20 protein-coding genes are annotated in these 21,756 nt (G+C 68.4%); 7 read left to right on the top strand and 13 right to left on the bottom strand.

The window, feature by feature from the left end; all coding sequences use genetic code 11:
* Positions 1–22: 22 nt before the first annotated feature.
* From EJC49_RS17825 to EJC49_RS17815, 3 genes are all read right to left on the bottom strand, one after another.
* Positions 23–613: an amino acid synthesis family protein gene (locus EJC49_RS17825; RefSeq protein WP_126701288.1), complete on the bottom strand. Its 591-nt coding sequence runs from the start codon at positions 611–613 to the stop codon at positions 23–25.
* Between the two features lie 61 nt (positions 614–674).
* Complete coding sequence (locus EJC49_RS17820; RefSeq protein WP_126701287.1) at positions 675–1,814, bottom strand: FAD-dependent oxidoreductase; 1,140 nt, start codon at positions 1,812–1,814, stop codon at positions 675–677.
* A 45-nt stretch (positions 1,815–1,859) separates the two neighbouring features.
* Positions 1,860–2,915, bottom strand: a complete 1,056-nt coding sequence (locus EJC49_RS17815) for an alpha/beta fold hydrolase (RefSeq protein WP_280960049.1) — start codon at positions 2,913–2,915, stop codon at positions 1,860–1,862.
* Between EJC49_RS17815 and EJC49_RS17810 the strand changes: the two genes are divergently transcribed.
* Both EJC49_RS17810 and EJC49_RS17805 read left to right on the top strand, forming a co-directional pair.
* Entirely contained in the window at positions 2,914–3,582 is a 669-nt protein-coding gene (locus tag EJC49_RS17810) for a GntR family transcriptional regulator (protein WP_126701286.1), read from the top strand. The two genes, EJC49_RS17815 and EJC49_RS17810, sit on opposite strands and share 2 nt — an antisense overlap.
* 106 nt (positions 3,583–3,688) lie before the next feature.
* Positions 3,689–5,287 carry a GMC family oxidoreductase gene (locus EJC49_RS17805; protein WP_126701285.1) on the top strand — a complete coding sequence of 533 codons (1,599 nt, stop codon included), beginning with the start codon at positions 3,689–3,691 and terminating at the stop codon, positions 5,285–5,287.
* Here EJC49_RS17805 and EJC49_RS17800 read toward each other — a convergent pair.
* Positions 5,257–6,039 carry an SDR family NAD(P)-dependent oxidoreductase gene (locus EJC49_RS17800; RefSeq protein ID WP_126701284.1) on the bottom strand — a complete coding sequence of 261 codons (783 nt, stop codon included), beginning with the start codon at positions 6,037–6,039 and terminating at the stop codon, positions 5,257–5,259. The genes EJC49_RS17805 and EJC49_RS17800 overlap by 31 nt on opposite strands.
* A gap of 305 nt (positions 6,040–6,344) precedes the next feature.
* Between EJC49_RS17800 and EJC49_RS17795 the strand changes: the two genes are divergently transcribed.
* On the top strand, positions 6,345–8,132 hold the full coding sequence (locus tag EJC49_RS17795; RefSeq protein ID WP_170314778.1) for an AMP-binding protein: 1,788 nt from the start codon (positions 6,345–6,347) through the stop codon (positions 8,130–8,132).
* A 92-nt stretch (positions 8,133–8,224) separates the two neighbouring features.
* Positions 8,225–8,665, top strand: coding sequence for a nuclear transport factor 2 family protein (locus EJC49_RS17790; RefSeq protein ID WP_245453458.1), 441 nt, complete (start codon positions 8,225–8,227; stop codon positions 8,663–8,665).
* A gap of 30 nt (positions 8,666–8,695) precedes the next feature.
* Here the strand turns inward: EJC49_RS17790 and EJC49_RS17785 are convergent, their stop codons facing one another.
* Both EJC49_RS17785 and EJC49_RS17780 read right to left on the bottom strand, forming a co-directional pair.
* The gene (locus EJC49_RS17785; RefSeq protein ID WP_126701281.1) at positions 8,696–9,517 is read right to left on the bottom strand and encodes an IclR family transcriptional regulator; all 822 of its coding nucleotides are present in this window, start codon (positions 9,515–9,517) and stop codon (positions 8,696–8,698) included.
* 294 nt (positions 9,518–9,811) lie between these two features.
* Positions 9,812–11,134 carry an MFS transporter gene (locus EJC49_RS17780; RefSeq protein ID WP_126701280.1) on the bottom strand — a complete coding sequence of 441 codons (1,323 nt, stop codon included), beginning with the start codon at positions 11,132–11,134 and terminating at the stop codon, positions 9,812–9,814.
* A 234-nt stretch (positions 11,135–11,368) separates the two neighbouring features.
* On the opposite strand from EJC49_RS17780, the gene EJC49_RS17775 reads away from it, so the two are divergent.
* From EJC49_RS17775 to EJC49_RS17765, 3 genes are read left to right on the top strand one after another with little or no spacing between them, the layout of a single operon-like run.
* On the top strand, positions 11,369–12,391 hold the full coding sequence (locus EJC49_RS17775) for a TRAP transporter substrate-binding protein (RefSeq protein WP_126701279.1): 1,023 nt from the start codon (positions 11,369–11,371) through the stop codon (positions 12,389–12,391).
* Positions 12,392–12,417: 26 nt separating this feature from the next.
* Positions 12,418–12,948, top strand: coding sequence for a TRAP transporter small permease (locus EJC49_RS17770; RefSeq protein WP_210211819.1), 531 nt, complete (start codon positions 12,418–12,420; stop codon positions 12,946–12,948).
* Positions 12,949–12,951: 3 nt separating this feature from the next.
* Positions 12,952–14,247: a TRAP transporter large permease gene (locus tag EJC49_RS17765; protein WP_126701278.1), complete on the top strand. Its 1,296-nt coding sequence runs from the start codon at positions 12,952–12,954 to the stop codon at positions 14,245–14,247.
* Positions 14,248–14,422: 175 nt separating this feature from the next.
* On the opposite strand, the gene EJC49_RS17760 is transcribed toward EJC49_RS17765, so the two are convergent.
* The 7 genes from EJC49_RS17760 to EJC49_RS17730 form a co-directional block, all read right to left on the bottom strand.
* Positions 14,423–15,178: an SDR family NAD(P)-dependent oxidoreductase gene (locus EJC49_RS17760; protein WP_126701277.1), complete on the bottom strand. Its 756-nt coding sequence runs from the start codon at positions 15,176–15,178 to the stop codon at positions 14,423–14,425.
* A gap of 31 nt (positions 15,179–15,209) precedes the next feature.
* Positions 15,210–15,650, bottom strand: coding sequence for a PaaI family thioesterase (locus EJC49_RS17755; RefSeq protein WP_126701276.1), 441 nt, complete (start codon positions 15,648–15,650; stop codon positions 15,210–15,212).
* A gap of 10 nt (positions 15,651–15,660) precedes the next feature.
* Positions 15,661–16,677 carry a zinc-dependent alcohol dehydrogenase family protein gene (locus EJC49_RS17750; protein WP_126701275.1) on the bottom strand — a complete coding sequence of 339 codons (1,017 nt, stop codon included), beginning with the start codon at positions 16,675–16,677 and terminating at the stop codon, positions 15,661–15,663.
* Between the two features lie 29 nt (positions 16,678–16,706).
* Positions 16,707–18,806, bottom strand: a complete 2,100-nt coding sequence (locus EJC49_RS17745; protein WP_126701274.1) for an FAD-dependent oxidoreductase — start codon at positions 18,804–18,806, stop codon at positions 16,707–16,709.
* The gene (locus EJC49_RS17740; RefSeq protein ID WP_210211818.1) at positions 18,803–20,023 is read right to left on the bottom strand and encodes an acetyl-CoA C-acetyltransferase; all 1,221 of its coding nucleotides are present in this window, start codon (positions 20,021–20,023) and stop codon (positions 18,803–18,805) included. Before EJC49_RS17740 ends, EJC49_RS17745 begins: the two co-directional genes overlap by 4 nt.
* A 108-nt stretch (positions 20,024–20,131) precedes the next feature.
* Entirely contained in the window at positions 20,132–20,908 is a 777-nt protein-coding gene (locus tag EJC49_RS17735; RefSeq protein ID WP_126701272.1) for an ABC transporter permease, read from the bottom strand.
* Positions 20,898–21,755 (bottom strand): ABC transporter ATP-binding protein, encoded by an 858-nt coding sequence (locus EJC49_RS17730; protein ID WP_126701271.1) that lies wholly within the window; start codon positions 21,753–21,755, stop codon positions 20,898–20,900. Before EJC49_RS17730 ends, EJC49_RS17735 begins: the two co-directional genes overlap by 11 nt.
* Position 21,756: the final 1 nt, after the last annotated feature.

The raw sequence follows: 21,756 nt of genomic DNA, 5'->3' as shown, positions 1-21,756 counted from the left end.
GTCCTTCCAGTTCTCGTGTGTTTCAGGCGGACACGGCGAAGTCCGCGACGGTCTTGCCGCCGACCCGCTGGTGAACGCGCGAGCCGGTCGCGACCGCGACGCAGATCAGCAGTTCGTCCGGACGCGGACCGTCGGGCACCGAAAACGTCACCGCGTCGTAGTGCGATCGGATGTAGAGTTCGTCCTTGTGGGCGAGCGGAATGTCGATCGCCGTCCCGGCGGCCGCGACCTTGCTGGCCGAGGAGATCCAGGCCTTGCCGCCACCCACCTGCTCGCGCAGGGGATCGCCGAACGCGGTGGTGATGCAGGCCACCACGTGCTCCTGCTCGCCCGACGTGCCGGCGATGCCGCCCTTGCCGTAGCTTTCGACCGGACGGCCGCGAAGCAGGGCGGCGGCGCGGGCGCCGAGCGCATGGCCGATGGCCGGGCTGGGCTTCATCAGTTCCGCCAGGTCGGCGACGAACTTTCCCGCGAACGGATTGCGGATGACGACACCCACGGCGGCCTTGATCAGCGGTTCCCCGGGCTTCCCGCCGTCATGCAGCACTTCGTGGACGACGGAGTACCAACCCCGCACCGCGTAGCTGTTTTCGACTTCGAGCGAATAATCCATTTTCATCTCCTGAACGGCGCGCAGCTTCCGCGCGCCCGAATTCTGCAACCCGGGGGTCGGTCTATTGCGGCCACGAGGAGACCCGGCGGATCGGGTCGTAGCAGGCCGCTTCGAGCGCGGCCGGCGTGAACATGTTTCCATTCGACAGCGAACGATTGGCCGCATAGTCGGCGGAAATCGCCTGGCAGCGGTCGGTGATCGGACGGATGCGCTTTTCCCACTGGGGCAGCGCGTCCTCGACGGAGGAGGCCGTCGCCATGTCCTGCGCCAGGCTGAACGCGTTGACCATGGCGCATCCGGCGCCCTGGGCCAGCGCCGGGCACATGGCGTTCGCGGCATCGCCGATCAGCGCCACCTTGCCCTTCGCCCAGCTGTCCAGCTTCGTCGTCTCGTACTTGTCGTAGCGGGCCGACTGAAGCTTGGCGGCCTCGACGAGGCACGGCTCCAGAAAGGGGAACATCTCGACCCAGACCTCGAGGTCGATCGGCACGCGCGACCCGCGCGGATCGGAGGCGGGCGCCATCATGCCGAGGTACAGTTCCTGGTCGTTGCAGGGCGAATAGAGGATACGCTGGACGCGTGGACTGAAGTTCCACATGTCGATCGTGTTGTCCCACTCGCCCTCGCCGAGCTCTTCCTTCTTGCGCGGCACGATCAGGCGAATGATCCCGTCGGTGGCGGCCCAGCGCTCCTGCTTGAAGCCGATCGAGTCCCTGACCTTGGAGCCGACGCCGTCGGCGCCGACGATCAGGTCGGCTTCCAGCACTTCGCCGGTCTGGAGGGTCAGGCGTCCCTCGGGGTCGGCCGCGACGGCTTCCGAGTTCACCCGGAATTCCACGCCGACGGCCTTGGCGCGGCGGACCAGTGCATTGTGCAGATGGCTGCGCGTCATCACCCGCCAGGGGAGGCCGTGAAACGTCTCCTTGGAGACGGACTTGTTCTGCATCCAGGTTTCGTAGGTCGGCGGCGTGTGCGACCCCTGAAGCACGTCCTCGAGCGCACCGACCCCTTCGAGGACCCGCAAGCCATTGTGCCAGAGGTAGATGCCGGCGCCGAAGGCGCGCAGTTCGGCGCTGCGTTCATGCAGCCGGACGTCCCAGCCGTTCTGCCGCAGGGCGATGGCCGCGGTCAGGCCGGCAAATCCGCCACCGGCGACTTCGGCGCGGCGGGCCTTGCCTGGAGTTGAGTTCAAGTTTGCCATCTGTCTCGATCCTGCTGAAGCGTACGGAAACCCTGGGTGGAGCCGTCAGGCGTCGACGAAATTCGTGATCGCCTTCACGGTGATGTCGGGCGCGATCTCGTTGACATAGTGGTCGGCGCCGGGGACCACGACGACGGGAAGGTCGGGGCGCAGCCGGCTCGTCTTCGCCAGCGCATCGGCGGAGACGAGCTTGCTGTCTGCGCCGCGCACGAGGAGGACGGGCTTCGAGACCGCGCGATACACCGGCACGAGGTCCCTGCGCAGCCCGCGCGCGGTCTGCGCCATCGCGGTGGGGGAAGCCAGCGGGCGAAGTCCGCCGTCGACGGCGCGGTAGCCGCTCTCCGCCCGGATATCGATGGCCGCCCGGGGAAGGTTCACGTAACGGGCGGCGAGATAGGCCTTGACCGCCGCCGCGTCCGCAAACAGCTGGTCGCCGGCGTTCACCCGGCTCTCCAGCGCATCGAAGACCTCCGTCTCGATATACGGCGTGAAGTCGATCGCGACGACCGAGCGCACGAGATCCGGATAGCTTGCAGCCGCCGTCACCGAATTGCGCGAGCCGAGCGAATGGCCGACCAGAATGGCCGGACCGGCGTCCAGCGAGCGGATGAGGCCGGCGATGTCGGCGGCATAGTCGTCCGCGTCGTAGCCGGTTTCCGGCTTGTCGCTCAGGCCGTGGCCCCGCTGGTCGACCGCGACCGTGCGGAAGCGGTGGGACAGCTGTTCCATCAACGGCGCGAACACCGCGGAATTGGACGTGATGCCGTGGAAGAAGAGCATGAGGGGGCCGCGCCCCTGCTCCCGCACGTGCAGCGTGATACGACCGGTATCGACCCGCCTCGCGCTCATCTGGCCAGAATTCGGTTCCGAGATCACGTTCGGATCCTCGCGTTTTTTTGTTCCCTGCCGAGGAATGGAGCACAGAAACGCGCGGGCCGTCAACACCGATTGTCTGGCAATCTGGCAATCTTTCAATTTGGCGATCCGGGAATCTTCGCGGCTGACAAGCCTTCGCTGGCAGGCTATCAAGATGCATCGGGGTGTATTGTGCCACGCCCCGTCAGTCCGGTCGGACAGCACATCGATGAGTTGAAAACCCATGTCGGAAATGAATTTGCGCGTTTCGCCTCGCACGGTTCAGCAGGGGACCGTCGACAAGCTTCGGATGGCCATCTTCACCGGACTGTTCCAGCCGGGCAGCCGGCTCGTGGAAAGCCAGCTCTGCACCCAGCTCGGCGTGAGCCGGCCCTCGCTGCGCGAGGCGTTGCGCAGTCTGGAGGCCGAGCGACTGATCGAGATCGTCCCCAACAAGGGGCCGTCGGTGCCGGCTCTTTCCTGGGAGCGGGCCATGGCCATCTACGAGGTGCGCGAGCTTCTCGAAGCCGAGGCCGCCGGCCGCTGCGCCTTGCGCATTTCACCCGAGGACCTGCAGGCGCTCGAAGCCTCGCTCAACGCCTTCGAGGCGGCCGCCGCCAGCCATGACGGAATGGCGCAGGTGACCACGGCGGCCGACTTCTACGCCATCATCCTGGCCAGTTGCGGCAATCCCGTCCTCGAGGAGGTGCACCGGGGTCTTCTGGCGCGGATCAGCTTCTTCCGTGGCCGTTCGATGTCGCTCGAGGGCAGGGCGCAGAACAGCCTGCGCGAAATGCGCGACATCTTCGAGGCCATCGCGGCCCGAGATCCGAAAGCGGCGCGCAAGGCGGCGAAGAGGCATGTCCTGCGCGCCCGCGCCGCGGCGAAGATCGCCATGGAAACCGGCACCTGAAGAATCGGCGCCGGGTGGGTCCGGGATCGGGCCGCCGCCGAGGGAGCACCGGGCCCGTCCATCGGATCGATCCCCGACGCGCCCGCCGCCAAGACATGGAGTGGACATGATCCAGACCCCCGAACCCGACCTTGCCACGACGTTCGACGTCATCATCGTCGGCGGCGGCTCGGCCGGCTGCCTGCTTGCCGCGCGCCTGAGCGAGGAACCCGGACGGCGTGTCCTGCTGGTCGAGGCCGGCGAGGAGGCGAGCGATCCCGACATCTGGAAGCCCGCCGCCTGGCCGGCGCTGCAGGGGCGCAGCTATGACAGGGACTATCGCACGGAGCCGCAGCCCGGCACCGCGGGGCGTGTCCATCACTGGGCGCGCGGCAAGGTCGTCGGCGGGTCGAGCTGCCTCCACGCCATGGGCTACATGCGCGGCCATGCGGCCGACTTCGAGGCCTGGGTCGAGGCCACGGGCGACGAACGGTGGAGCTGGGCCTCGCTCCAGCCCGCGTTCCAGGCCATCGAGGACCATCCGCTCGGCGGCGACGGAATCCACGGCAAGGGCGGACCCATGCCCGTCTACATGCCCGGCGAGGAGGTCAGCCTCGTCGCGCGGGCGTTCATCGAGGCGGGCGCCGCGCTCGGCCTGGCACGGATCCCGGGGCACAACAGCGGCCAGATGATCGGCGTCACCCCCAATTCGCTCAACATTCGCGACGGACGGCGGGTGACGGCAGCCGATGCCTGGCTCACGCCCGAGGTTCGAGCCCGGAAGAACCTCACCATTTTCACCGGCACGCAGGTTCGAAGGCTCGTCCTGTCGGGCAGCAGGGTCGGTTCCGTCGAAATGCTCACCCCGGCCGGGGAGACGACCGTCTCGGCGGAGCGGATTCTCCTCTGCGCGGGCGCGCTGGAGAGCCCGGCCCTGCTCATGCGCTCCGGCATCGGTCCGCAAGCGGTTCTGGCCGCAGCGAACGTGGCCTGCGTGCTCGACAGCCCGGACGTCGGATCAAACCTCCAGGATCATCTGCTCGGCGCGGGCAATCTCTATCAGGCCAGGCGGCCCGTGCCGCCGTCGCGCCTTCAGCATTCGGAATCGATGGCCTACATGCGGGCCGGCGATTTCGCGGGCACGGGCCAGCCCGAGATCGTCGTCGGCTGCGGCGTGGCGCCGATCGTGTCGGACCAGTTCGACGCGCCCGAGGCGGGCTCGGCCTATTCGCTTTTGTTCGGCATCACCCATCCCACCAGCCGCGGCACCGTGCGCATCAGCGGACCGGACCTCGGCGATCGGCTGGTCATCGATCCCGCCTACCTTCGGACACAGCGCGACCGCACCCTGTTCCGCGCGGCTCTCGAGGCTGCGCGCGCGATCGGCCACCATCAGGACCTGTCGGAATGGCGCGAGCGTGAAATGCTGCCGGGCCCTCTCGGTTCGCCGGCCGAGATCGACGCCTTCGTCGCCAAGGCCGTCATCACCCACCACCACCCGAGCGGAACCTGCCGCATGGGCAAGGATGGCAACGCCGTCGTGAACGCTCGGCTCCAGCTCAACGGACTGGACAACCTCTTCATCGTCGATGCCTCGGTCATGCCAGGTCTGACCGCCGGGCCGATCCATGCCGCCGTGCTGGCCATCGCCGAGACATTCGTCGCGGCGGACGAGGCCGGCCGGGTCGACGATGCTCAGGCGCGGGCTTCCGGCACGCCGTTGTAGAGGTTCCACATCTGCGCGGCGGTGATGCCGCAATCCACCGTGAGCTCGGTTCCGGTGATCGCGCTCGCGCGGTCCGACAGCAGGAAGCAGATGCCGTCAGCCACCTCGGACGGCTCGACGATCCGGCCGAGCGCGGTCTGGCGAATGCGCGCCGCCGGATCCCGGTCGCCACGGGCATAGCTCGCCAGCAGCGCCGACGTCAGCGTCGGGCCGGGGCAGATCGTGTTGACCCGGATGCCCGCCCGTCCCCAGGCCACGGCCAGGCTGCGGCTGAGATTGATCACCGCGGCCTTGCTCGTGCCATAGGCGAAGAGCGGCGTGGAATTGAGCCCGACGATCGACCCCAGCGTGACGATCGAGCCGGCCTTGCGCTCCAGCATCGCCCGGCCGAACGCCGTCGCGGTCAGGAACGTGCCATCGACATTGACCGTCAGGATCTCGCGCAGTGCGTCCGGCGCGACGTCTTCGGGACGGTGCGGGTCTTCCAGCAGCGCACCGACGGTCACCAGTCCATAGCAAGGGCCGATCTCGCGTTCGACGAAGGATGCCGCCGCCTCGATGCTGTCGCGATCGGCCAGGTCGATCTCGCGTGCCGTGCCGCCGCAGAGGTCCGCGACCCGCCTCGCGCCGTCCATGTTCCGGTCGAGCACGACCACCCGCCATCCTTCGGCGGCGAGCTTCGTCGCCGCGGCTTCGCCGATCCCGCCGGCACCTCCCGTTATGGCCACGATACGACCCGTCCGATCCGACATCTGCTACCCTCCCCATCATGGACGCACCGCCTGGTTTCGGTGCCGCCGCGCATGCCGAAGACTTGCACAGGCAGTCGATGGTTGCAACGAACGGAATTAAATTCTATTGAATGGGAGAAATCCCGGTCTTTGCATCGCTCGTCCCGGATCCGCGGGCGAGACGGGACCGTTTCTGGCATCATCGGGACGTGCATGAACACCAGAGTCCATCGCCCATGACCCCGGCAACCGAAGCGCCCTTTGCCTCCCTCCGCGTCGGGTCGCGGACGGTTCGAACGGCGCGCGCGAAGGACGGAACGGTCGTGATGGCATCGGCCGAGCCACTCGGCCCCTTTCCGCTGAAAATGACGGATCGCCTGCACGAAACGGCCCGCATCTCGCCCGAGCGCCCTTTCCTGAAGACACGCGACCCCGCCGGCGGGTGGCGGAGCGTGACCTACGGCGAGGCGCAGCGCGCCATGGCGGCGGTCGGCCAGGCCCTGCTCGACCGGGGGCTCGGCCCGGAACGGCCTGTCGCCATCCTCAGCGGCAACACGCCCGAGCACGCGCTCCTGATGCTCGCCTGCACGGAGGTGGGCGTGCCCGCAGCACCCGTCAATCCGGCGCTTCTGCACTACCGCGACGCCGGCCCCCGGCTCTCCGGCCTGCTCGCGCTGCTCTCCCCCGGCCTGGTCCTGGTGGATGATCCGGACCAGGCCGAACGGATCCTCCCGCACCTGCCCGACGGGGCGGACCTCGTCGTGGCGAAGGGCGCGGAGGCGACCGCGCACACTGGCTTCAGCGCCTTGCTGGAGACGCGTGCGACAGCGGAGGTCGCTCGCGCGGCGGCGGCCGTCACGCCGGACGCGGTCGCGAAACTCCTCTTCACCTCCGGCTCCACCGGCAGCCCCAAGGCGGTCGTCGTCACCAACCGGATGTGGTGCGCGAACCAGCAGATGCTCCTTCAGGCGCTGCCATTCCTCGCCGACCGGCCGCTGGAGTTGCTGGACTGGCTGCCCTGGCATCATGCCTCGGGCGCCAACGTCATTCTGGGACTGGTCCTCCAGCTCGGCGGCACGCTCTATGTCGACGATGGCCGCCCGGTGCCCGGCGGGATCGACCGAACGGTCCGAAACCTGCGGGACGTCGCCCCCAGCGCTTATTTCAGCGTGCCGCGCGGCTTTGCCGAGCTGATGCCGCATCTGGAAGCGGATCCCGGCCTCGCGCGCCGCTTCTTCGGCTCCGTGTCGATGCTGTTCTACTCGGGCGCCGGGATGCCGGGTGAGCTGGAGCGCCGCATTCAAAGGACGGCCGTCGCGGCCACCGGCCTGCGCGTCCCTATTCTTTCGGCCTATGGCGCCACGGAGACGGCGCCCTTCGCGCTGGTGCAGAACTGGCCGGCGAACCGCACCGGTCTGGCGGGCCTGCCCTTGCCGGGCGTCGATCTCAAGCTGGTGCCGAAAGGCGACAAGTACGAAGCGCGCGTGCGCGGGCCCATCGTGACGCCCGGCTACTGGCGCGCGCCGGAGATGTCGGCCGCGCTGTTCGACGAGGAGGGATATCTCTGCCTCGGCGACACGCTGAGCATGGTCGACCCGCAACGCCCGGACGCCGGCCTGGCGTTCGAGGGGCGCATCGCGGAGGATTTCAAGCTGACCTCCGGCACGTGGGTCAATGTCGGCGGCCTTCGCGACGCCTTCCTGCGGGAGGCGGGGCTTCTGGTGGCGGACGTGGTGATCACCGGCGAGGGCCGCGACATGCCTGGCGCGCTGGTCTTTCTCTCGCCGGTCGACTGCGCTCGCCATCTGGGTGTCGACGCGATCGACGCGCAGGCGCTGGAGCGGCATCCGGCCATCCGCGCCATCGTCGCGGAGGCGCTGGATGCGCTGGCGCAGCGCGCCCCGGCGAGTTCGACCCACATCGCACGAGCGCTTCTGATCGGAAGCCCGCCATCGGCAGCACAGGGAGAGATCACCGACAAGGGTTCCATCAGCCAGAAGGGCGTGCTGCGGGCGCGGGCCCCCTTGATCGAAATGCTCTACGGGCCCCCGGCCTCCCCGATCCTGCAAGCCGGAAAGACACAAACCGAAGACATTCAAAATTCCGTTGGATAAAATCCTGTTTCGATGATTAGAATGCGCTGGAGCAATCTGGCGCGCCGTTCCCGGCGCGCGGACATCGCATCGGGAGACGAAACGTGGCGGACATGTACGAGAATGGTGATTTCCTGCGCGTCAGCAATCTGCTGGCCCGCTATGTCTGGCTCTTCGACATGGCGGACCTGGACGGCCTGATGGGACTGTTCACGCCCGACGCCCTGTTTCAGGACACCGCTGGCAAGGAGTATGTCGGCGAACCGGCGATACGCGGATATTTCACGGAGCTGACCGCCCTTCCCGCCTTTCGAGGCCGCCGCCATCACCTCGACAATCTCTGGCTTCAGCCGGACGGCGACGGATACGCCGCCCGCTGCTACTGGACCGTCACGCGCTGGCGCACGGCGGAAAATGCCAAGGTGATCGAAAGCGTCGGGTACTCCACCGACCAGTTCGTCAGGAGCCCGGACGGGTTCCGCATCGCGGCGCGCCGGGTGCATCACTGGCGCGACGACAATTGCCCCTGGGCGCCCGACGGCACCGCGATCTGAGACCGCTCAGGGCCGCAGCCGCGGCGGACATCAGGACAGGTTGCCCAGATCCTCGCTCAGCGCGCGGGCCTTTCCGGCGATGAACGACATGTAGCGAGGCTTGTCGCGCGGGTCGTATCGCATGGAGGGGATGGTGGCGCTCAGGCAGCCGACGACTTCCTTGCGATAGTCGAAGACGGCTGCCGCGAAGCCGAGGGCGCTCGAGATCGTCTGGCTGTCGGAGAACGCGCAGCCCACCCGCCTGATCTCGGCGAGTTCCTGTTCCAGTTCGCCGCGCGGCGGCATCACCCGGCCGGTCGGCGAAAGCGTCGCCGCAGCGACCACGCGGTCGACCTCGGCCGCCGACACGTGGGCGAGGACCGACCAGCCCACCGAGCCCCAGGCCAGTCCCCGTGGCGCGAAGGCGATGGGCCGGAAATCGAGCGGATGGCTCGAATTGATAACGATTCCCGCCGTGAGCAGGCTGACCGACGGCGCGTAGACCCAGAAGGCCCCAGTGATGTTGAACTCGTCGACGATGGCCTGGAGGTAGGGCTGCGCGCGGGCCAGGACATCCTGCCGCCGCATCACTTCATAGGCGATCTGATAGATCTCCGGACCCGGATGGTAGCGAAGGCCGTCTCCCTTCCGCTCCACGATGCCGATCCTGGACAAAAGCTGCAGCAGCCGGTGCACGGTGCTGGGCGGCAGGTCCAGAAGCTCCGAGATTTCCTTGCCGGTCAGCGGCTGATCCGCCCGGACGAGGGCCGAGATCAACCGGATCGCCCGGACGACGGGACCGAACTGTTCCCCGTCGCCTTCATCGCCGCCGGAGGCTCGCGCCAGAGTGGATTTGCCGGGCTTTCGCGTCATTTTCGAGCCAGAGGTTTCGAGGTTTAGGATGAAAGGCTGGCGAGGCGTGTCAAGCCTGCCGCGTGGCGGTTCCCGCGAATGCGGGGAGACGTTTCGTCGAGCCTGTCGAACATCGGTTCCGTGAGACACCTTCCCGGAGACGTCTTATCGCCCGCCCGGACGGGCCACAAGGCATCGATGGGCAGGGGTCGGCCGCCATGCCCGGCGCCAGACCGGGACCAGGCTGCGCGCGCCCGTCCGTCGCGGTCCGGACCGCCGGGCCCCGGCACCGGCAGCCCCGCTCGCGGATCGACGTCACCCATGGCCGGGCGCTCCCTCGCGCAGGTCCGCAGGGTGTCGAACCGGGAGCGGACGCACGAACAGGAGGATGGCCCCGGCCAGCAGGATGACCACGCCGAAGAAGGCGATCGCGCTCGCGTAGCTGCCGGTGCGATCGAAGGCCAGACCGGCCAGGAAGGGGCCGGCCATCGTGCCGGGGACGATCAGGAACAGGAGGCTGCCCTGGATGGCGCCTACGCTGTCCTTGCCGAAGCTGGTGATCGCGATGACGACGATCAGCACCGTGGGAACACCGGTCGCGATCCCCTTGGCGAAGAGCAGAACGAACAGCGACGCGCCGGTCTGAAGGCCCGCGTCGGCCAGGAAGCACACGCTTTCCACGATCAGGACCGCGGCCAGGAACCGCGGCAGCCGCCGCGCCGGCTGGCGATCGGAGAAGTGCCCGGTGACCAGCCGCGACGGAATCGAGAGCAGCACGAGCGCGCCGACGATGGAGCCTGCGGCCATGGCCGACCAGCCGCGATCGGTCAGCATCGCGACGGCATGCACCGTGACCCCGCTGGCGGCGCCCGTCGTGGCCATGTAGGCGAAGGCCAGCGCCCAGTAGAAGGGAGACCGCACCGCCTCCCGCAACGTGGCGGACTGCGACAGGGCGAGAAGGGAGCCCCCGACCTCGCGCGGGCGCGCCGTGAAGAGGAACGCAGCGGCCGGCAGCGTCAGCAGCATCAGCACCGCCCAGATGACGCAGGTGGCGCGCCAGCCGACGGTCTCGATCAGCAGGACGATGACGGGCATCTGCAAGGTCGTCGTCACCGCCACCGCGGTGAAGCGCACGGCGAGCGAAATGCCGCGCCGGTCGTCCGAGTGAAGCAGCACGGCGCGATCCATGACCACGGTGAAGGCGCAGGACGCGCCTCCGGCAACCAGCACGCCCCACACCAGATAGAGCCCCACCGGCCCCTCGATCGAGGACATGGCCAGGAGACCAATCGCCATGACGATCGTCCCGGCAATGACCACGCCGCGCGCATTGAGGCGGTCGGCGGCATAGCCGGCGAAGAGCGCGACGGCGCCCTGCAGGAGGGCGCCGATCGAGATCGCGGCCGATACGCTCGACCGGCTCAGCGACAGGTCGAGCGCGATCGGCTTCAGCAGCGCCGAGACCGACATCTGCACGAAACCGTAGCCGAGCCCCGTCAGAAGCCCGGACATGGCGGCGACGCGCAAGGGGCTCCCCGCGGCAGCGTCCGGTCGCGCATCGGCCGCCGGCGAGGCTGGATGCGGCGACGCCGCGGCTCGTTCCTGGCCCGGCGCGCCTGTCTCCTTCCCGATCGGCAAGTCTTCTTTCTCCACGGCCCTGCACCCGGTTGCAACCGACCTCACCTGCCCGGATGGCGATTGCCGGATCGACCTCCATCTTGCACGGTCGTGCCGACCACGCAATCACTGAGTAGAATTCGTTTCCATTTGTTAGAATGCCCCTTGTGCATGGCGGATTCCCCCGTCACTATCTTCCGCGCGGAGCGACAGGTCGCATCAGGCCGGAAACGACGCTCACGAAGGGAGGAATTTATGGGCATTCGACATCTCGTAATCAGTGCTGCGGCCTTGTGGGCGTCGACCGGCGGAGCCGTGGCGCAGGAGGTCAACATGCGTCTGGGGCACTGGGTGCCGCCGACCCATCCGATACACACGATGGTCATCGAGCCGTGGGCGGAGTCCATCAAGGAGGCGTCGGGCGGGCGGATCAACATCACCATCTTCCCCGCCGGCCAGCTGGGTGCGCCCGCCGATCACTACGACATGACCCGCGATGGCGTCACCGACATCGCCTATGTGGCGCCGGGATACCAGGCCGGCCGCTTCCCCGTGTATGCGCTGCACGAGGTGCCGTTCTTCGTGACCAACGCCACCGACGGCGCCATGGCCGTGCACGAATGGTACGCGCCCTACGCGGAGAAGGAGATGGCGGACGTGAAGTTCTGCGTCGCCAATCCGCCGGATCCCGCGACCATCCATTCCAAGAATCCGGTTCGCCTGCCGGGCGACCTGCGGGGGATCAACATCCGCGCCGCCAACGCCACCATCTCCCGTTTCGTCAGCTCGCTGGGCGCAGGCCCGGTGCAGGTTCCGGCCTCGGAGGCGCGCGAGGCGGTCACCAAGGGGCTGGTCGACGCCGTCACCTTCCCGTGGAATTCCGTTTTCATCTTCGGGATCGACAGCGTCCTGAAGAACCACCTCGACATGCCCATCTACACCGGCGCCAACTTTCTCCTGTTCAACAAGGCGACCTACGCCAATCTGCCGGACGACCTGAAGAAGGTCATCGACGACCATTGCACGCCGGAATGGTCCAAGCGCGTGTCGAGCGGCTGGGCGGAGAACGAACAGTCGGGCCGGCAGAAGGCGATCGACGCCGGGCACACGCTTCATGCGCCCTCGCCCGAGGAGGTCCAGGCCTGGCGGGATGCCGCCGCCCCGCTTCTGGACAAGTGGCGCGAAGACGCGACGGCCGCCGGCTGGAACCCGGACGAGGTCCTCGCCAGCTACAGGGAAGCGCTGAAGCGCCACGACAGCCTGTACGAGGCCGAGTAGCACTGGCGTAGCAAGGGCGGAAGTCCGTGGACCGGATCTCGAGAACGCTGGAACGGGTGTCGCTCGCCATCGAGATGGTGGCGGGCGGCCTGCTGGCGCTGATCACCCTGACGGTCGTGGCTTCCGCCACGTCGCGATACCTGTTCAGCTACCCGCTGCCGGACGCCTTCGACCTGTCGCGCCTGCTGATGGGTGCGGCCGTCATGTGGGGTCTGGCAAGCGTCGGCTTCCGCGGCAATCACATCAAGGTCGACCTGCTGTCGGAGTTCCTCCCGCCGCGCCTCCGGCGATGGGTCGACAGCTTTGCCTGGACGGTCCTTCTCGGCTTCACCTGCCTGGTCGCCTACCGGCTCGCCTTTCCGGTGATGAACGCCGCGCGCAGCGGCGAGGTCACCATGGAGCTGCGGCTGCCGCTCTGGCCGTTCTTCGCCGTGATCTGGCTCGGAGTCGTCGTCTCGATCGTCACCGTGTTCACGCGGCTCGTCCTCGTGGCGACGGGCAGGGGAAATCTCGACGATTTCGACCCGATCGAAATCCCGGAAACGAAGCAGGACTAGGCCATGCAGAACACAGACGTGCTGGCGATCATGGCGTTTCCCGCCTTGTTCGCGCTGATGATGCTTCGCGTGCCGATCGGCATCGCGATGGGCATCGTCGGCGTGGCCGGATTCGCGTCCGTGGTCGGGCTGGGGCCGGCGATGTCGACCCTGTCCATGTCGCCGCTGCGAACCGCGACCGATTTCAACCTCTCTTTGATCCCCTTCTTCGTCCTGATGGGGGTTCTCGCGACGCGGTCGGGCCTCTCGCGCGAGCTGTTTCGGGCCGGCGATGCCTGGTTCGGCTTCATCAAGGGCGGAATGGCGATTTCGACCATCGGCGCCTGCGGCGGCTTCGCGGCCATCTCGGGGTCCTCGGCCGCCACCGCCGCGACCATGACCAAGATCGCGCTCCCCGAGATGCGCCGCGCCGGCTATCCCGGCGAGGTCGCCGCCGGCGTGGTCGCGGCGGGGGGCACGCTTGGAATCCTCATTCCGCCGTCGGTGATGCTCGCCGTCTACGGGTACATGACGGAGCAGGACATCGGCAAGCTGTTCATCGCCGGTCTCATCCCCGGACTGCTCGCCGTCGTCATGTACATGGTCGCCGTCCGCCTCGCCTATGGCCGCCGCCTCCCGGACGGACGCCCCTTCGACCTGCGCAAGGCCATCGTCTCGCTGTCGGGGGTCTGGGCGGTGATGCTGCTGTTCCTCTCGATCGTGGTGTCGATCTATTTCGGGCTGACGACGCCGACCGAAGCCGCGGCGGTCGGCGCTTTCCTCACCGCCGTGATCGGCTTTGCCCGGGGCAGGCTGACGCCACGCATTCTCATGAGCTGCCTCGTCGAAGGCCTTCGCACGTCCGTCGCCATCTACACGATCCTGATCGGCGCGATCCTGTTCGGCTACTTCCTCGCAGTCACCCAGACACCGCAGAAGATCACGGCCTGGCTGGTCGCCCTGGAACTCGGCAGCTACGGCACGCTGGCGCTCATCCTGGGCCTGTTCCTGGTGCTCGGCTGCATCATGGACGGCATGGCGATGGTCATCCTGCTGGTGCCCATCGTCTATCCGGTCGTGGTCGGAATGGGGTTCGACCCGATCTGGTTCGGCATCCTGGTGGTCGTCACGGTGGAGCTGGGGCTCATCACGCCGCCGGTGGGCATGAACGTGTTCGTGATCAACTCGCTGGCGCGCGACATCAACCTGGTCAAGATCTTCCGCGGCGTGCTGCCCTTCGTCGCCGCCGACGTGGTGCGGCTGATCATCCTGATCCTGTTTCCGGCCCTGGCCTTGTGGCTGCCGATGACCATGCCGTAGCAGGACGCCTCGGGCGGAGCGTCACGGCGGCAGAGTGCCCCGCCTGGACGCTGCGCCGGCCCGGTCGATTCGGGGACGACGCCGCGCCCGGACGGCGACACGCCGTCAGGCGTCGACCGGACGGCAGACGACCTTGCGCCGTCGACCGGCCGGCAAGCGTGCGCGATGCCGCGGGTCAGATGGCCTTGATGGTGACGCCGCCATCGACGTGGAGGATTTCCCCGGTGACGAAGTGGGCCTCGGGGCCGATCAGGAAGGCGACGGCGCGGGCGACGTCTTCCTCGGTGCCGAGGCGGCCGAGCGGAGACTGCTGGCGCCGCTTCTCGTAGCCCGTCTCGTCGACCATGGCCCTGGCGCCCGGGGTTGGCACGGCGCCCGGCGTGACGCCGTTCACGCGGATGCCCAGTGGTCCGAGTTCCACCGCCATCTGCCGCGTCATCGCCACCAGTGCGCCTTTCGTGGCGGTATAGCAGGACGTGTTGGGCAAGCCGAGATCGGCGACCGGAGAGGTGATGTTGACGATCGTTCCCGGGCGATCGTCGCGGTGTTCGAGCAGGGCCTGCGCAGCCCAGAAGGCGCCCTTGATGCCCACCGCCAGCATTCGGTCGAGAATGTCTTCGGACACCTGTCGCAGCGGCGCGTAGTTGATCCACATGGCGTTGGCCACGGCGCTGGTGAGGGCGCCGTGATTGGCCCGCAGCCGCGCGGCGGCATCGAGAACGGCGTCCCGGCTGGCCACGTCGCACGGCAAGGCGAGCGCCCGGCCGCCGACGGCGGCGATCCGCGCGACCGTTTCGTCGACGAGACCACGATCGATGTCGAGCACGCCGACAGCCGCGCCGCGTTCGGCCAGGAGCAGCGATATCGCCGCGCCGATGCCCCGTCCGGCGCCGGTGACGAGGACGACCTGTCCGTCGAGTTGTTTCGTCATGATTCGTCTCCTCGGCAAGATGCGGAAAGGCCTAGGCCGCCGGCAGCACCAGCAGCGTCGATGTGGCGGTGGCGACGACGTCGTCGCCATCGGTGATTTCGGCGGCGGCGAACATCACCCGCCGCCCCGGCTTTTCGATGCGGCCGCGGACGGTGTAGCGACCACCGCGCGCCGCCTTCTGGAACACGACGTTCATGGTCAGCGTCGACAGCCCCGCGCCGTCGGCCAACTGGGTGAACCCCGCGAAGGCCATGGCGAAGTCGAGCATCGAAGCCACCGCCCCGCCCTGCAGGACGCCGGCCCCTTGCCTGAAGGTGGCGTCCGGCTCGTAGCCCATGACCAGCTCGCGGCGCTCGGGGCTCCACGCCTCGAGGCGTGCGCCGAGCGCAACGGCCAGTGCGCTGCTGTCGACCGGCAGGCCGACACCACCGCCGGCCATGAAACGCCGCACGAGGACGAGATCGGGGTTCATCGCGCCGCGCTCAGCCGATCTCGATGCAGACCTTGCCGACGTGCCGGCCGGCCTCGAGATAGCGCAGCCCCTCCGCGAGGTCCGACAGGCCGAACCGCTTCTCGTCGATGACCGGCTTCAGTCCGTTGGTGGCGATCGCGTCCACCATATGCTGCAGCATCAGCCGGCTTCCGGCATTGGCGCCTTCCAGCCGCAGCGCCTGCATGGCGACGATCGGCAGGTTGAGCTCCGCCTTGGTGCCGGTCACCACGCCGATCAGGGTGATGGTTCCCGCCGGCTTGAGCGCGCGCATGGACTGCTTGAGCGTTTCCGCGCCGCCGATGTCGATGACGTGATCGATTCCCGCGCCGCGGGTCAGGCCCATGATGGTCTTCCCCCATTCGGCGTCCTCGCGATGGTTGACCACGTGGTCGGCGCCGAGACGCTTCAGAAGCTCCAGCTTTTCGGGGCTGGACGAGGTGGCGTAGACCTCCGCGCCCGCCAGCTTCGCGAATTGCAGGGCAAACAGCGAAACGCCGCCGGTTCCCTGCGTCAGGACGCGTTGGCCGGGCCGGATGCCGCCGCGCTCGATCAGGCCGTTCCAGGCCGTCGCGGCCGCGCATGGCAGCGCGGCGGCTTCGGCGAAGGACAAGGACGCCGGCATCCGCACCAGCGCGTCCTCCCGGAAGACGCGCTTCTCGACCGCCACGCCGTCGAACATGCCGCCGAGATCCTCGCTGACGCATTCGATCCGGAGCGGCCCGGCCTGCCAGCGCGGGAAGAAGCAGTTGAGCACGCGGTCGCCGACCTTCCAGGCGCGGACCTTGGCGCCGACGGCCACGACCTCGCCGGCGGCGTCGGACAGGGGGATGAGCCTGTCCTGCTTCTGCATGCGGCCATAGCCGCCCTTGACGGCCAGGATGTCGCGATAGTTGAGCGACGCCGCGCGGATGGCGACGAGCACCTCGCCCGGGCCGGGTTCCGGCTCGTCGATCTCGACGACGCGCAGATTGTCGATGCCCATCGGTTCGACCAGTGCAGCTTTCATGGCTTGTCTCCTCGTTGTTTCGGCATTCGTCACAGGGCGTGGAAGCGGTCGCCGTCCCGCGCCATGCGCACGAGCAGCGCCGGTGGTTCGAAACGCGGACCATAGTCTCGTGCCAGCTGGCGCGCCTGATCGACGATCGTCGACGCGCCGACCCCGTCGATATAGGCGAACGGGCCGCCGAGATGGACGGGATAGCCCCAGCCGAGCACGGCGGCGACGTCGCCCGAGAGCGGATCGTTCAGCACCCCGTCCTCCAGCGCGCGCACGGCTTCCAGCGACTGCGTGACGAGAAGGCGCGAGCGGACGTCCTCGTGCGGCACGGTCGAGGCGGCGGGAAACATCGCCGCCAGACCCGGCCAGGGCGCGGCGCCGTCCTCGGCATAGTCGAACAGGCCCTGCCCGGTCGGTCGGCCGACGCGGCCGGCCGCTTCGAGCTTCGCCAGCGCGTCGACCGCCTTCGATCCCTGCATCGACGTCGGCGCGCCGGCGCCGCTCATGGATGTCAGGATGTCCTTCAGCAGCGGTATCTTGGTCAGGTCGGCCAGCGTCGCGGCGCCGATGGCAAAACCCGCGGTGGTCATCAGATTGTCGATCACCTGCGGTGGAACGCCCTCGGCAACGAGGGTCATGCCTTCGCTGGACAGGCTGGACACGACCCGGCTGGTGTAGAAGCCCAGCCCGTCATTGACGGTAAGTATCGTCTTACGCATTGCCGACGCGATCATCCGGGCGTCCCGCAGGGCTTTCTCCGACGTGGCGTCGGCCCGCACGATCTCGAGCAGCTTCATCACCTCCACCGGTGCGAAGAAATGCATGCCCACCATCCGCGAGGGGTCGCCGAGGGCGGTCGCCAGCGAGCCGATCGGGATGGTCGAGGTGTTGCTGGCGATCGTCGCGCCCGGACGCATCGCCGCGTCCAGCTTGCGCAGGACGTCCTGCTTGACGTCGAGCCGCTCGAAGACCGCTTCGATGGCCATGTCGGCATCGGCCGTCGCGTCGTAGCTGTCCGAGGTTTCGATCCGCCCGACGAGCGCGGCGGCCTCGTCGCTGGAAAGGCGGCCGCGGCCAACCTGCCGCTCCGCCAGCGCGGCGATGCGCCCGCGCGCCTCGTCCGCCTTTTCCCGCGAGGCTTCCACGAGGGCCACGGACAGGCCGGCGAGGGCGGCGGCGTAGGCGATGCCCGTGCCCATCTGTCCTCCGCCGACCACGGCGATCCTGCGAAGCGAACGGTCGGGCTTCACCGATGGCCGCGCGGCCCGGGTGCCATAATGGAGGACGCGCATGCGGTTGCGGGCGCCCGTGGAGACCGCCAGGCGCGCAAACTGGCGCGTCTCGACCGCGATGCCGGCGTCGAGCGACCGCTCCAGGCCATGATGCAGGACATGCAGGATCGCCGTGGCGGCTTCGTTCGTCGCGGCCGACTTCGCCCGGATCCTGGCCCAGGCGCCGGTCAGGAAGTGGCGGCCCTCGACGGTGTTCGGATCGAGACCCGGCAACGTCCAGCCCTTGCGGTCAAAGGGTTGGGTCGCCCCGGGGTTGGCGGCGATCCAGTCGGTGCACGCCTTCAGCAGTTCGCCGGCCGGGACCACGGCGTCGACGAGGCCGGCCTTCAGCGCGGCCGCCGTGTCGAGGGTGCGGCCGGGCAGGATGAGGTCTGCCGCCGCCTGCATGCCGATGAGACGCGGCAGGCGCTGCGTTCCGCCCGCGCCGGGCATCAGCCCGAGCCCGGCTTCCGGAAGCCCGAAGACGGCGTCCGGCCGATCCGCGGCGATGCGGCGATGGCAGCCGAGCGCGAGTTCGTAGCCGCCGCCGAGCGCGGTGCCGTTGAGCGCGGCGACCACCGGACGACCACAGGTCTCCAGCTTGCGGATGGCAGCGAGGAACGGCGCGACGATCGCGGTGATGTCGGCCGGCGTCCGTGCCGCGCGCAGTTCGTCGAGGTCGCCGCCCGCCGCGAAACCATCCTTGGCCGAGGTGATGACGATCCCAGTCACCGCGTCATCCGCGACGATCTCGTCGACCAGCCGGAGAAGGGCGTGGTTGAAGGCCTTCGTCAGCGTGTTGACGGGGCCGGCGGTTTCGATGGTCAGGAGGGCGACCCCGCCTCCCAGGTCGGTGCGGCTGATCATGACCCGCCTCCCACGCGTTCGATGCAGGTGGCGACGCCCATGCCCATGCCGACGCAGAGCGTCGCGACCCCGCTTTCGCGGCCGGTCCGTTCGAGCTCGTCGAGCAGCGTGCCGAGCAGCATGACGCCGGTCGCGCCGATCGGATGGCCCATGGCGATGGCGCCGCCATTGACGTTGATGCGGTCCGATCCCACGCCGGTTCTCTCCATGAAGTGGAGCACGACGGAGGCGAAGGCCTCGTTCACCTCGAAGAGATCGACGTCCCGGAGCGTCCGCCCGGCGCGTGCCAGGCAGCGTGTCGTCGCGTCCGCCGGGGCGGCCAGCATCAGGCAAGGGTCCATGGCGGCATTGGCGAAGGAGCGGATGACGGCGCGCGGCTTAAGCCCCAGGCGCCGGCCGGCCTCCGCGGTGCCGATCAGCATGGCCGCCGCGCCGTCGACGATGCCCGACGAATTGCCGGCCGTGTGGACGTGCGCGACCTTCGCCACCTGCGGATAGCGCTGGCGGACGACGGCATCGAAGCCGCCCTTCTCGCCCATCGCCTTGAACGCGGCCGGCAGTTTCGCAAGGTCGTCGGCCGTCGTGCCGGGGCGCATGTGTTCGTCGTGATCGAGCATGAGGACGCCGTTTGCGTCATGGACCGGAACGACGGACAGGTCGAAGCGACCCTCGCTCCAGGCCGCGGCGGCCCGCGCCTGCGACATGGCCGCGAAGGCATCGACGTCCGAGCGGGTGTGGCCGCACAGGGTGGCCAGCAGGTCGGCCGCCTCGCCGAGCGGCGTGAAATGCGCTTCGTCGTTGAAGATCGCGTCGGTGCCGTTCGGGCCGCCGGTCCCGGCGATCGGGATGATCGACATCATCTCGACGCCGCCGGCGACGAGGAGGTCGGCCTGGCCGGCCATCACCCGCGCGGCGGCCGCGTTGACCGCATCGAGACCCGAGGCGCAGAAGCGGCTGACCGTGCTGCCGGGAATGGTGTCCGGAAGGCCGGCATGCAGCACCGAGGAGCGGGCGATGTTGGCGCCCTGGTCGTTGACGCCGTCACCGCAGCCGAAGATGACGTCCTCGGGCCCGAAGCGGGAGAACCGCGTCCGCTCGTCGAGCGCGGACAGAACGGTCGCGCCGAGATCGATCGGCGACAGCGTGTGCAGCGCGCCGGACGCTCGTCCCTTGCCACGCGGCGTGCGCACGGAATCGAAGATGTAGGCATCAGGCACGTTTCGTCTCCCTGCGGATCCAGGAGGGTCCGACGCACGGGGCGGCATGTGTCGGGACCGGGAGTGATGTTTGACGTGCGACCAGAGTCCGTCGGGCTCGGGCGAGCACTAGTGCGAAAGGCGCGTCGGTTTCGACCGCCGCTCCAGCATGCCGAGCGGAACCATGATGGCGCTCGAGAGCACGAGAAGCACGACCACCGCCGCGAACACGCCGGCCGAATGAAACTGCGAGGCCGAGTATTCGATGAGGAACCCCAGCCCGCGGTTGGAGGACAGGGCCTCCGACACCACGGTCGTCGTCAGCGCATAGCCGAGCGACGTTCGCAGTCCGGTATAGAGCCAGGGCAGGATGGCCGGCATGCGCACCTTGCGCGTGATCTCCTCGCCGCTGGCGCCCATCAGCCGAAGCCCGTCGATCATGTCGCGATCGATGTCGCGCACGCCGGCGAGCGTGGCGTAGAACAGGAGGAAGATCACCACCGAGGCGACCAGCGCGACCTTGGAGACGAGGCCGATGCCGAAGAAGATGACGAACAGCGGCAGCAGGGCCACCTTCGGCAGGCCGTAGAGCGCGGCGATGAACGGCGCCACGATCCGCTCCGTCCTGGGCGACAGGCCGAGCGCGAGACCAAGCCCGATGCCCAGCGCCGCGCCCACGAGATAGCCCATGAAGAGCGTCACGATGGTGGATCGGACATGGACCCAGATCGAGCCGTCGGCCAGCCATTTCCAGATCACGCCCGCGATGTCGAGCGGGTTGCTGATGTAGAAAGGCGGTATCAGCCGACCCGAAACGAACTGCCAGGCGCCGATCAGCAGGATGAGGAACGCGAGCTGCTGGACGAGCACCACGCGTGGATTGAGGGCCTTCTGCCTATTGCGCACGACGCTCCCTTTCCACACTGGCGGCGAACTCGTCCTTGAGCTCGCTCCACAGCTCTTCGTGGATGGCGCTGAACTCGGGCCGGAAGCGCAGTTCCATGGCGTTGCGCGGACGTTCGAAGGGGATGTCGCGCTCGGTCCGGATGCGGCCCGGCCCGGAGGTGAAGACCATGACGCGGTCAGCCATCAGCACCGCCTCTTCCAGGTCGTGCGTGACGAGGATGACGGTCATCTGCCGGCGCTCGACGAGACGCAGCAGTTCCTGCTGCATCAGGATGCGAAGCTGTGCGTCGAGCGCGGCGAACGGCTCGTCGAGCAGCAGGGTTTCCGGTTCGTAGATCAGCATGCGGGCAAGGGCGGCGCGCTTGCGCATGCCACCCGACAGCTCGGCGGGGAAGTGGCGCTCGAAACCCTTCAGGCCGACGAGATCGATCATCTCGGCGACGCGCTCGCGGCGCTCGGCGGCGTTGGCCTTGCGGCAGCGCAGTTCGAAGGCGATGCCGATGTTGTCGGCCACGCTGCGCCAGGGCAGCAGGGTGTCCTTCTGCGTCATGTAGCCGACGCGGGTGTTGGCGGCCTCGACCGGCGCGCCGTCATACGTCACCGAGCCTTCGCTCGGCGCGAGAAGTCCGGCCACCATGTTGAGCACGGTGGACTTGCCGCAGCCGCTCGGCCCCACGAGGGCGAGGAACTGCATTTCGGGCACCTCGATGGTGACGTCGTCGACGGCGCGGAAGGTCTTGCCGCGCGTGGTGAAATCGACGGCGACCTTGTCCAGGCTGATCTTTCGCCGACGCGCCGGGGTGGCGCCCGTGGCGGGCTCGGGGCGGATGAGTTGCAGATGGGACATG

This window comes from Aquibium carbonis (assembly GCF_003970795.1).
Classification (GTDB): Bacteria; Pseudomonadota; Alphaproteobacteria; order Rhizobiales; family Rhizobiaceae; genus Aquibium; species Aquibium carbonis.
This window is presented reverse-complemented; position numbering and strand designations above follow the sequence as displayed.

Excerpts from the sequence above, each read along its gene's own strand:
- EJC49_RS17825 (WP_126701288.1), bottom strand. The coding sequence starts at position 613 with ATGGATTATTCGCTCGAAGTCGAAAACAGCTACGCGGTGCGGGGTTGG.
- EJC49_RS17820 (WP_126701287.1), bottom strand. The coding sequence starts at position 1,814 with ATGGCAAACTTGAACTCAACTCCAGGCAAGGCCCGCCGCGCCGAAGTC.
- EJC49_RS17810 (WP_126701286.1), top strand. The coding sequence starts at position 2,914 with ATGTCGGAAATGAATTTGCGCGTTTCGCCTCGCACGGTTCAGCAGGGG.
- EJC49_RS17815 (WP_280960049.1), bottom strand. The coding sequence starts at position 2,915 with ATGGGTTTTCAACTCATCGATGTGCTGTCCGACCGGACTGACGGGGCG.
- EJC49_RS17805 (WP_126701285.1), top strand. The coding sequence starts at position 3,689 with ATGATCCAGACCCCCGAACCCGACCTTGCCACGACGTTCGACGTCATC.
- EJC49_RS17800 (WP_126701284.1), bottom strand. The coding sequence starts at position 6,039 with ATGTCGGATCGGACGGGTCGTATCGTGGCCATAACGGGAGGTGCCGGC.
- EJC49_RS17795 (WP_170314778.1), top strand. The coding sequence starts at position 6,345 with ATGGCATCGGCCGAGCCACTCGGCCCCTTTCCGCTGAAAATGACGGAT.
- EJC49_RS17790 (WP_245453458.1), top strand. The coding sequence starts at position 8,225 with ATGTACGAGAATGGTGATTTCCTGCGCGTCAGCAATCTGCTGGCCCGC.
- EJC49_RS17785 (WP_126701281.1), bottom strand. The coding sequence starts at position 9,517 with ATGACGCGAAAGCCCGGCAAATCCACTCTGGCGCGAGCCTCCGGCGGC.
- EJC49_RS17775 (WP_126701279.1), top strand. The coding sequence starts at position 11,369 with ATGGGCATTCGACATCTCGTAATCAGTGCTGCGGCCTTGTGGGCGTCG.
- EJC49_RS17765 (WP_126701278.1), top strand. The coding sequence starts at position 12,952 with ATGCAGAACACAGACGTGCTGGCGATCATGGCGTTTCCCGCCTTGTTC.
- EJC49_RS17760 (WP_126701277.1), bottom strand. The coding sequence starts at position 15,178 with ATGACGAAACAACTCGACGGACAGGTCGTCCTCGTCACCGGCGCCGGA.
- EJC49_RS17755 (WP_126701276.1), bottom strand. The coding sequence starts at position 15,650 with ATGAACCCCGATCTCGTCCTCGTGCGGCGTTTCATGGCCGGCGGTGGT.
- EJC49_RS17750 (WP_126701275.1), bottom strand. The coding sequence starts at position 16,677 with ATGAAAGCTGCACTGGTCGAACCGATGGGCATCGACAATCTGCGCGTC.
- EJC49_RS17745 (WP_126701274.1), bottom strand. The coding sequence starts at position 18,806 with ATGATCAGCCGCACCGACCTGGGAGGCGGGGTCGCCCTCCTGACCATC.
- EJC49_RS17730 (WP_126701271.1), bottom strand. The coding sequence starts at position 21,755 with ATGTCCCATCTGCAACTCATCCGCCCCGAGCCCGCCACGGGCGCCACC.